This is a genomic window from Sphingobacterium sp. UBA7038, from assembly GCF_002494055.1.
GTDB lineage: Bacteria > Bacteroidota > Bacteroidia > Sphingobacteriales > Sphingobacteriaceae > Sphingobacterium > Sphingobacterium multivorum.
This window is the reverse complement of record NZ_DLAV01000032.1, coordinates 22,934-33,083: the sequence shown is the minus strand read 5'-3', so window position 1 is coordinate 33,083 and position 10,150 is coordinate 22,934. Positions and strand designations below refer to the sequence as shown.

Below are 10,150 nucleotides of genomic sequence, written 5' to 3'. Positions count from 1 at the left end.
CTCCGATCGAAATCAGCTTTTTATTGGGAGCCTGATGTTACTCAGTTCACATTAGTAATAATTAATTCATTCTGGGAGCCAGAGCGCGTTTGATTGAGGGGTCACAAAGGTGTATAATATTGGCGTTACGCGGTCCATGGCAAAGAGAAGCCAAATCTAATTTGGCCAAACCAGCCGAGCTACTCGGGGGCAGTGATGATGTTTTTTGATTGCTGTTTTTTGTTCATAACTCGTTTGTTTATAACGAGTCTCTTTGATATATAGGCAGGAAGATGGCCCGCTCCACACTTTGAGATCTTAGTGACACCCAAGGACAAAGGCTTCGCAGCAAGACCATCCCCTGCCATTTATCAAATATAGCAAAAGCAGGGCAATGGTTAAAATCTTGCCGTCTCGCGCCTTGGGTGTCAACTTCGATCTACGAGACTCTTAAATATTATTTTTTATTATATACTACATATCATTATACTTATATACTGATACAAATATAGTTTTTAGTTTTTAAAAAACAAAATTTGTTTCTTATTTAAAAACAATAAGCCTAATCAAATTTAAGTCATTTGAATACTAACATTACCAAATAGCTATAAAAATGACTAAATTAACAGGTAAAAGCTCGAAGGGAAGGAAACCGAGAAAGGATATGTTTCCAGAAATAAGAAAAACATTAGGTCAACTCCTAAGAAAATTACGGCAGGAAGAGAACTTCTCTTTAGATGATATAGCGTTTATGTCTAACTTGTCCAAATCCGCAGTTTGGAATGTTGAAGAAGGAATAAGTTATGATATTGATCAGTACATGGAATACGCATCTACCCTTGGCAGAGGATTTCATACCCTTTTTAAAGAGGCAATGATTACTTACTCCGTAGGCCCTAGATTAGCTCTGCCCCCTGACAGACTGGCCCGAATAAACTTGACTGCAAAAATTAAAGATATGACTTCCTCAGAAGAATTGTTCAAAGAGGAAACTACGGTAGAGCAAATTGGAAATCTTTTGATTGATAAAAAAGGTATCGAAAAAAATTCCAAATTGAGCTCATCCATTTCAACTATTTTAGGTAATTGGGTCAAAGATGGGTTGTTAGAAAGCAGAAAAGCAGGTAATATAAATTTTTACAAATTTAAAAAATCAAAATAGAGAATATTTGCAACCAATTCAATTGTATGTCATATAGCTTCGATTAGATTATTATGGAGATCGTAATATTACAGATAGAAACATACTTATTTGAAACTGAAGAGGGACAATTTCGGGCGATGCCTTTTTACGAACTTTCTATAGATGAGTGTATAGTTTATGAGAATAAAGTACCGAAATATCTGATTGACTTCAACAGAAGGCAAGCACCTTTGATTAAACATATCGTATCAAAAATGGACAATGGGGACCATCTCGAACATATCATTGTTAACTTGGGAAGATCTATAGGAAAAGAGTGGACTACGAGACATAATATTTTAGGCACAGATATTCCCGGTAGCGAACAAGTCGAAGAAATTAAATTATTCATATTAGATGATTTGTCTGAATTCGAAAAAAATCATCTAATAACTTAACTTAGATATGTTACCAATATTTTATTAAAATGGCGTTTCAATCATTCATCATAATTTTCAAATCGAGAAACCATCTACTTGTCAATATTCTTTCAATTATCATTTTTAGCTTTCTTTTTATATCGCATTCAATTGCTCAAGAAAAACAAAAAATCAATTACATATATTAAACTTACTCCTGTTATTAGGTTATATAATAGAATTACAAAAGTTGTTTTTTCTATATAAGTTCTATATCTTTACCAATCATGGAACGATAAGACCTAAAAAATGGGTCTTATCGTTCCGCGATTGGTAACATGGCAGACAGCGTTTATATATCGGAACACTTAACTAAACCACAGCTTGAATTCTTAAAGTTGTTGGATGATTATGAAATTCAGATTTTTAAATTCACGGAAATAGAAAAACTTTTAGATCAAAAGTTTGATAACCTAAGTGAAATATTAGAAAACTTAGTAGATAAAGAGCTTCTTGCTCGCATAGAAAAAGGGAAATTTTGCAGACAAAACTTTAGGGATGAATATGTCATAGGCACTTTTGTTTCGGAAAATAGCGCTGTCGCATATTGGTCTGCATTGAATCTGCATGGATTGACAGAACAGTTCTCAAATACCGTTTTTATTCAGACAACCCACAAAAAAAAGGATAAATCGATATTAGGCACGTCGTACAAATTTGTAAGAATAGCTTCGTATAAGAAAGCAGGTATTACTTACAATGGGTATGGAAATCTTAAATATGCTATTACTGATGTGGAAAAAACAATTGTTGATTGTTTTGACCTTCCCCAATACTCGGGAGGGTACGCAGAGTTGATCAGGGCGGTTGGTGAAGCAGAAATGCAAGCTGATAAATTAATTAAATATTGTCAACAGGTAAATAATATAGCTGTCACTAAACGATTAGGATATCTAATTGAATTGCTCCGTATAGAAAACTTAGAAACTTTTATTAACTATGCTAAAAGCCAAGTAAATAACAGATACAATTTGTTTGATCCTCAGGGATTAGAAGAGGGTGAATTTGTCGCGGAATGGCGATTGAGACTAAATATTAGTCATGAAGAATTGTTGGACATTACTAATAAACAATATTAATGATACTGAAGAAGGAAATCGAAAAGAAAGCGTTGGAACACGACGTGTCTAGAAGTACAATTGATAAAGATTGGGTATTAGGACATTTTATAGATGCTATTTTCTCAAACAAGACATGTAAGGGGTCTTTAATTTTTAAGGGAGGAACTTGTTTACGTAAGTGTTATTTTACAGATTATCGTTTTTCAGAGGACTTGGATTTTACTTCTATAAATACGGAGTTTAAGTTGACCGAGGAGTTGATGCAAGAAATAATAACTTCTGTACAGGAACGAACAGGCATGCCGCTCCATTTAGATAAGTTAACAGAGCTACGTCATAAAGACATGTTGACGGGATATGCCGCGATTGTTAAGTTTTGGGGTGCAGACCATGCTAAAGACCAAGCTCCTCCAGCTCCCGCTAGATGGACGACTTCTATTAAAATAGAAATCATCCTTTACGAACAAATGCTTTTTAGCCCTATTGATAGGTCAGTCTACCATGATTATTCTGATGAGCTGTCTTCGGCTGTAAAGGCTATCTCATGTTATGATATACGTGAGGTATTGTCTGAAAAGCTGCGTGCGTTAATTCAACGTTCTTACACCGCTCCTCGGGATTACTATGATATATGGTATCTATCCAAACATGGAGGAAATATTGATTGGTCTGAAATAAAAATGGCCTTTTTGAAGAAAATGGAATTTAAAGGACTTGAATTTAGTGGTGTAGAACAACTTCTTAATGCTAAGAGTGAGAACACTGTGAAAAGAGCTTGGAAAACTAGCCTCGGACATCAGATTTCACCTAAAAAATCACCTACTTTTGACAACGTAAAAACAGATCTGGAAATATTGTTTAATCAAATTTTCTAACTTATAGAATGGCATTTAACGAAAATTCACGTGTAAAGATTCCGGCGTTATTACATTTAATAAGTTTGGGGTATACATATATTCCTTTACGAGAGCAAATTAGAAGATTTGATAGTAATATCTTTGAATCTATATTTTTAGAAAGTATACAACGAATCAATCCTCATGTAGCTTTAGAAGACCTTAAACGCTTGCTAGATGAAATAGGTTTAGAGTTAGACTATGAGGATATTGGTGAGAAATTTTATCAACGTCTGACTGCGACTTCGGGTATTAAGCTGATTGACTTTAAGAATTTCAATAATAATAGCTTTCATGTAACTACGGAGTTAACTTGTAAAAATGGTGACGAAGAATTTCGCCCAGATATTACCGTTTTGATCAATGGAATGCCTCTAGCTTTCGTAGAAGTAAAGAAACCGAATAACAAAGAAGGAGTTTTAGCTGAGCGGAAGCGGATTAATAGTCGATTCAAACAGAAACATTTTAGAAAGTTTGCCAATATTACTCAGTTAATGGTGTTTTCTAATAATATGGAGTATGAGGACGGTATTGTTGAACCTGTATTTGGTGCTTTCTATGCTACTTCTGCCTATGCCGATTTGCATTTTAACTACTTCAGGGAAGATGTAGACTATCCGGTTAAACAGGAGTTGATCAACCTTTCCGAAGATCAGGAAAACTTTGTTCTGAAGGATAACAATCTGTTGGTTATAAAGCATAGCCCAGAATTCAAGACGAATAAAGAACCTCACAGTCCTACGCATAAGATATTAACGTCATTGTTCAGTAGAGAACGTTTAGACTTTATTCTACGGTACGCTATCGCTTATGTGCGTGAAGAAAGTACTGTCCAAAAACATATCATGCGTTATCCGCAGGTGTTTGCTAGTATGGCAATAAGGGCAAAGTTAGACGAAGGTAGAAGGAAAGGCATTATCTGGCATACACAAGGTTCGGGAAAAACAGCATTGGCATATTACAATGTCAAATATTTGACTGACTACTATCAGAAAAAACAGATAATACCTAAGTTTTATTTCATTGTTGACCGATTGGATCTCTTAATTCAATCTTCTAATGAATTTGCAAAACGAGGATTGAAAGTCAATAGAGTAAATTCGAGACAGGAGTTTATTGTTGACCTAAAGATAGTAGGTGCCATTCATAATGATAGCGGACAAGCCGAAATAACGGTTGTCAATATTCAAAAATTCAGCGAAGATAGTACCGTTCCTGATGATCTTGACTACGATATCAATACGCAGCGAATTTTCTTCTTGGATGAAGCACATCGTAGTTATAATCCGAAAGGGAATTATTTGGCAAATCTGATAAATTCGGATAAAAATGCTATCAAAATAGCCTTGACAGGCACTCCTCTTTTAAAAGAGGTCGCAAAGGAATACGACTCTAAGCTACTATTTGGTAATTACATTCACAAATATTACTACAATCGCTCCATAGCTGATGGCTATACCTTACGACTCATACGTGAGGAAATTGAAGGTAGCTTCAAGATGGAGATGAAGGAAGTAATGGAGCAGATTAAGGTCCTTCGAGGAGATATCAAAACTTCGGATGTATACGCTGACCGAAGATTTGCCCAAGGTCTATTAGATTATATTACGAAGGATTTAATTGATTTTAGGAATTATTGGCGGGATGAATCATTGGGCGGAATGGTCGTTTGTGATTCATCTAAGCAGGCGAAGATGTTATTTCAGTTATTTGAAGAAAAGTATGGAATTCAAGAAACAAGGGTACAAAATCTAGCCATAGCCGCAGAACCATCTGTTCCTTATGGGACTCGTCGTAAAGAAAAACTGACTGCAGCGTTAATACTTCATGACGAGAACGACAAGCAGATCCGTAAAGATTTGATCGAGGCTTTTAAAAGTGGTAAGATAGATGTACTTTTTGTCTATAATATGTTACTGACAGGATTTGATGCGAAGCGCTTGAAAAAGCTGTATCTAGCACGGGTTATTCAGGACCATAACCTACTACAGACCTTGACGCGTGTAAATCGTCCCTATAAAAACTATCAGTACGGCTATGTAGTAGACTTTGCAGATATTTCCACTGCATTTAATCGAACCAATCAGCTCTACTTTGAGGAATTGCAAGAACAGTTGGGCGATGAGATGGAGATGTATTCGTACCTTTTCAAATCTAAACAAGAGATTACAAAGGAAATCAACGATATTCAAGAGACACTCTTTCACTATGATACCCAAAATCGGGAGATATTTTCACAGCAAATTTCCCAGTTGCAAGACAAGAAAGAATTGTTAAGGTTGGTCAAAGCTTTAAGAGCGGCAAAAGAACTAAAGAACATCATCGCTATCAATGGCTATGAGGGATTTGGTGAGTTGATTGACTTTGACGTCTTGAATCGTTTGCTGTTGGAAGCTCAAAGTCGTTTGGATAATCTGAATTTTGTAGAGAGTTTAGAGAGCGAAGACGAAACTCGTAATTTGCTGGAAACTGCTCTGGAAGACATCGTGTTTCAATTCATTAAAGTCGGAGAAGAGGAATTGCGGTTAGCAGATGAATATAAAGATCAGTTGCGTAAAACTAGGGAGGCATTGCAGCAAAATTTTGACACAGGAGATCCGGAGTTTATCAGTTTGAAAGAAGAGTTGGAACGTATTTTCCGAAAAAAGAATCTTTCCGAAACTAATCAAGAAGATATGGTCGAAAACATGCAATTACTCCGCAAAATTTATGATCAAGCTAAAGAACTAAATCGTAAAAATGCCTTGCTAAGAGCTAAATATGACCACGATGAAAAATATGCACGTATTCATAAGCGATTAACTGAAAAAGGTAATCTCTCCGCAAAAGAAATCCAGTTGCACAGAGCTTTGATGCAAGTAAAACAAGAAGTAGATGATAAGTTAGAAGGACAAGAAGATATATTGGAAAACCAAGCTTGGTTTGACCGCTATTTGGTTAAATTGGTCGCCCAACAATTTGTAGTTAAAGAGAAAATAGAGTTGGATGCAGTAACGCGTCAAAAAATAAGTAATCTGATTGGAAAAGAGTATTTCCAATTACGAGATAGTAAATAAGAAATGACACAAGATATTACATATACTATTAAAACCAAACAGCTAATTGACAGCTTGAAAAGCGTATGTGCCAATTATGGTTTGGGAAATGATGGTAATGAGTTTAAAATTATTACTCAGGTATTTTTATATAAATTTTTGAATGATAAATTTCGTTTTGAAGTCAAAAGACTTAAGCCGGAGTTAGCCGATAATAAAGAGTTCTATCAAAATTTAAAAAACCTATACGAAAATGAAAATGGGCAGTATGAGTTATTGATGGATTTGCTCGATGAGAATGTTCCGCAATTGAAACCTCACCAACTGATTTCTCACTTGTATAATAATCAGACTTCGGAAGATTTTGCTAAGACCTTTGATGATACACTTCGTGATATTAGTATGGAAAATGCAAATGTATTTTCTATCAAATCTTTTTCTGGTGAAAAAGATAAGCTTTTTAATGAATTGAGCAAGTATATAGAGGATCAGTCTCAAAGAGATAACTTTTGCAGAGCAATTATTAACAAATTGTTTGAGTTTAGTTTTGAGGAAAGCTTTGAAGATTATTTTACAGAGAAATACGATTTCTTTAAAGATATATTTGAATACCTGATAAAGGATTATAATTCCGATGCAGGAGGTACATACGCCGAGTACTATACCCCAAATGCTGTAGCACGTATTATTGCAGATATACTTGTGCAAGGCGATGTGAAAAAAGTCCGTTGTTATGATCCTAGTGTAGGCTCAGGTTCGCTTCTAATGTCTTTAGCTCATAATATTGGTGAAGACCGTTGCATGATTTATTCTGAAGATATTTCACAGAAGTCCAGTACAATGTTGCGTTTGAATTTGATCTTGAATAATTTGACGCATAGTATTCCAAATGTGATCAGGACTAATACCATTGCTCAGCCGTTTTATTTAGAAAAAGTAGTGTTTGATTATATTGTATCTAATCCTCCTTTTAAATTGGATTTTTCTGACTTTAGAGAGGACTTGGATACGGATCGGTTTAAAGAGCGCTTTTTTGCAGGCATCCCTAATGTTCCAAAAGCAAAAAAAGAATCCATGGCTATTTATTTATTATTCATTCAGCATATCATGTACAGTTTGAATGATACGGGTAAAGCAGCTATTGTAGTTCCAACAGGGTTTATTACAGCGCAAAGTGGTATTGAAAAGAAAATACGGGAGCGATTAATTGACAATGGATGGCTACGCGGTGTGGTAAGTATGCCTAGTAATATTTTTGCGAGCACGGGTACTAACGTTTCGGTGATATTCATCGATAAGCAAGCTGGGCAAGATCAGATCGTCTTGATGGATGCCAGTAAGTTGGGCGACACTGTCAAGGAAGGTAAAAATCAACGCACGGTACTTACGAAAGAAGAAGAGGCGAAGATTGTTAATACTTTTTCTAATAAAAAGGCTTTAGAAAATCTCAGTGTGGTTGTAAATGCTGACGAGATTAAATCGAAGAATTATAGCTTCTCTGCAGGGCAATATTTTGAAGTGAAGATTGAGTATGTGGATATTACAGCAGAAGAGTTTGCTGATAAAATGAATGGCTTTGAGACGAGGCTAGATGAGCTTTTTAAGGAGGGGAATAAGTTGGATGCTGATATTCAGAAACAGCTGAAAGGATTGAGGTATGAGTAAGGTCATAGGTCTTAATGAAATCGCTAATATTATTACTGGATTTCCATTTAAAGGTGAAAAATATTCTGCAACCGGGATTAGAACAGTAAGAGGCGAAAATGTAACTGAAGGAAAATTAAGATGGGATACTATTAAATGTTGGAATGAACATTTCAACCAAGAGGAATATTACTTGTTAAAAAAAGATGATATTGTAATTGGTATGGACGGATCCAAAGTAGGCAAAAATAAGGCTAGAATAAGAAAAAGTGATTTACCTTTATTATTGGCTCAACGTGTTGCCTGCGTTAGAGCTAAAAAAGGAAATGATCAGGTTTTTTTATATTATCTAATAAACAACCCTAGATTTGAAGAGTATGTATTCAAAACACAAACGGGATCTTCTGTACCACACATTAGTAAAAAGCAAATCGAGGATTTCAAAGTGCCTATCTTTAATCTCATTACGCAGCACAAAATAGGATCCGTGCTTTCTGCATTAGATGATAAAATCGAGCTAAACAATAAAATTAATGTTGAACTGGAACAAATGGCTAAGACACTGTATGACTACTGGTTTGTACAGTTTGATTTTCCAAATGATGAAGGAAAGCCTTATAAATCTTCTGGCGGTAAAATGGTTTATGATACCGTTCTGAAAAGGGAGATTCCAGAGGGATGGGGACATGAAAAGATAGGGGACTTAGGTACAATAATTGGGGGAAGTACACCATCAAAACTAATTGATAGTTATTTTGCAACAAATGGAATCCCCTGGATTACTCCTAAAGATTTATCAGAAAATGCAGGAAATAAATTTATCACAAGAGGTGAACTTGATGTCACGGATTTAGGAAGGAAAAATGCATCTCTAAAAATACTTCCGGCAAATTCTGTTTTGATGTCTTCACGAGCACCTGTTGGTTATCTGGCCATTAATAGGATTGAATGTACTACCAATCAAGGGTTTAAGTCTATTGTTTGTGATAGGACATATTCATCTGAATATGTGTATTATGTTTTATATAGATATATGCCTATTATTGAAGCAAATGCTACAGGTTCTACATTTAAAGAGATATCAGCATCTGTTTTAAAATCTATCGATATAATAAAACCCGATCATCAAATTGTTAAGAATTTCATCAAGCGTATCAAACTATTATTTGACAAACAAAATAATCTTGAAAAACAAAACCAAGAGCTTGCTCAGCTTCGCGACTGGCTATTGCCTATGTTGATGAATGGACAGGTAAAAGTTGTGGGTGATAGCGAGAGTGGGAATGGTAGTTTTTCAATAGCTGCAGAACCCTGCGTAGGGTATGGTAACATAGAACCATTAGATATCCCTTTAAGCAAAAAAGGGTTTGCGAGGCAAGTTTTGGCTGGAAAAGTAGTATCAGTATTTAAAGATGATTCAAACTTTTCTAATATCAAATTTCAAAAAATACAGTTTTTGGCTGAAAATCTCATCGAAGTAGACTTGGGTCAAAATTATTATTACCAAGCAGCTGGTCCATATGATAATACCTTTATGAAATCGATATACGGCCATTTCAAAGCACAGAAATGGTTTGATTCACAAAATCAAAGATTTGTTCCTTTGGAAAAAGCGGAAAAGATAGAAGAATATTACCACGGGTATTATCGCTCAATGCAAGACTCTTTGGATAAGTTATTTGGTCTCTTATATCAAACAACCGAAGCTGAAGCCGAAATAATTGCGACGATTTATGCTGTGTGGAATAACAGAATTATTGAAGATACATCGATATCTGACAATGAACTGGTCGAAGACTTTTATAAGTGGAGCGATCGAAAGCAGCAATATACTAGCGATCAAATATTGGCCGGGTTAAAGTGGTTAAGGGATAATAATTTGGAGCCAAGAGGGTTTGGCAAGTTAATAAAGAAGGCGAAAAGTAAATAATTA

7 protein-coding genes are annotated in these 10,150 nt (G+C 35.3%); all 7 read left to right on the top strand.

The window, feature by feature from the left end:
- Positions 1 to 592 precede the first annotated feature (592 nt).
- The 7 genes from B3H30_RS20320 (at position 593) to B3H30_RS20290 (ending at position 10,147) form a co-directional block, all read left to right on the top strand.
- A complete protein-coding gene (locus B3H30_RS20320) occupies positions 593 to 1,141 on the top strand; it encodes a helix-turn-helix domain-containing protein (protein WP_286834827.1) in 549 nt (182 codons plus the stop codon).
- A 53-nt stretch (positions 1,142 to 1,194) separates the two neighbouring features.
- Positions 1,195 to 1,560, top strand: coding sequence for a hypothetical protein (locus B3H30_RS20315; protein ID WP_286834826.1), 366 nt, complete (start codon positions 1,195 to 1,197; stop codon positions 1,558 to 1,560).
- Between the two features lie 299 nt (positions 1,561 to 1,859).
- The gene (locus B3H30_RS20310) at positions 1,860 to 2,660 is read left to right on the top strand and encodes a type IV toxin-antitoxin system AbiEi family antitoxin domain-containing protein (protein ID WP_286834825.1); all 801 of its coding nucleotides are present in this window, start codon (positions 1,860 to 1,862) and stop codon (positions 2,658 to 2,660) included.
- Entirely contained in the window at positions 2,660 to 3,517 is an 858-nt protein-coding gene (locus B3H30_RS20305) for a nucleotidyl transferase AbiEii/AbiGii toxin family protein (protein WP_286834824.1), read from the top strand. Before B3H30_RS20310 ends, B3H30_RS20305 begins: the two co-directional genes overlap by 1 nt.
- Positions 3,518 to 3,525: 8 nt before the next feature.
- The gene (locus B3H30_RS20300; protein WP_286834823.1) at positions 3,526 to 6,594 is read left to right on the top strand and encodes a type I restriction endonuclease subunit R; all 3,069 of its coding nucleotides are present in this window, start codon (positions 3,526 to 3,528) and stop codon (positions 6,592 to 6,594) included.
- Between the two features lie 3 nt (positions 6,595 to 6,597).
- Complete coding sequence (locus tag B3H30_RS20295; RefSeq protein ID WP_286834822.1) at positions 6,598 to 8,238, top strand: HsdM family class I SAM-dependent methyltransferase; 1,641 nt, start codon at positions 6,598 to 6,600, stop codon at positions 8,236 to 8,238.
- Positions 8,231 to 10,147: a restriction endonuclease subunit S gene (locus B3H30_RS20290; protein WP_286834821.1), complete on the top strand. Its 1,917-nt coding sequence runs from the start codon at positions 8,231 to 8,233 to the stop codon at positions 10,145 to 10,147. The genes B3H30_RS20295 and B3H30_RS20290 overlap by 8 nt, the downstream gene beginning before the upstream one ends.
- The last annotated feature ends 3 nt before the right edge of the window (positions 10,148 to 10,150 follow it).

Coding starts and splice junctions, on each gene's coding strand:
- B3H30_RS20320 (WP_286834827.1), top strand. CDS start 593: ATGACTAAATTAACAGGTAAAAGCTCGAAGGGAAGGAAACCGAGAAAG.
- B3H30_RS20315 (WP_286834826.1), top strand. CDS start 1,195: ATGGAGATCGTAATATTACAGATAGAAACATACTTATTTGAAACTGAA.
- B3H30_RS20310 (WP_286834825.1), top strand. CDS start 1,860: ATGGCAGACAGCGTTTATATATCGGAACACTTAACTAAACCACAGCTT.
- B3H30_RS20305 (WP_286834824.1), top strand. CDS start 2,660: ATGATACTGAAGAAGGAAATCGAAAAGAAAGCGTTGGAACACGACGTG.
- B3H30_RS20300 (WP_286834823.1), top strand. CDS start 3,526: ATGGCATTTAACGAAAATTCACGTGTAAAGATTCCGGCGTTATTACAT.
- B3H30_RS20295 (WP_286834822.1), top strand. CDS start 6,598: ATGACACAAGATATTACATATACTATTAAAACCAAACAGCTAATTGAC.
- B3H30_RS20290 (WP_286834821.1), top strand. CDS start 8,231: ATGAGTAAGGTCATAGGTCTTAATGAAATCGCTAATATTATTACTGGA.